Raw genomic sequence first — 220 nt, 5'->3', positions numbered from 1 at the left:
ACCCGCCCGCCACGGCCGCGTGGCGGTGCTGGAACGGCTGCTGCCGCACAAGCCTGACCTGGTTGCGGTCGATGGCGATGGCCGCAACGCGATCCTGCTGGCCTGCACCGCCGACCACGTCGCCCCCGGGCTGATCCGGCGCCTGCTGGAGCTGGGCGTGGCGCCGGCGCAGCCGGACCAGAGCGGCCGCCGCGCCGTCGACCTGGCCGCCGAGGCCGGG

At 77.7% G+C, this 220-nt stretch carries 1 protein-coding gene; it reads left to right on the top strand.

Going from position 1 to position 220, the window contains the following annotated elements:
- The coding region (locus D588_RS25620) for a hypothetical protein (protein ID WP_157836497.1) at positions 1-220 on the top strand (220 nt) is incomplete at both ends.

Source organism: Xanthomonas sp. SHU 308 (assembly GCF_000364645.1).
Lineage (GTDB): Bacteria > Pseudomonadota > Gammaproteobacteria > Xanthomonadales > Xanthomonadaceae > Xanthomonas_A > Xanthomonas_A sontii.
Note: the sequence above shows the minus strand (reverse complement) of the source record. Positions and strands in the feature narration are given on the sequence as shown.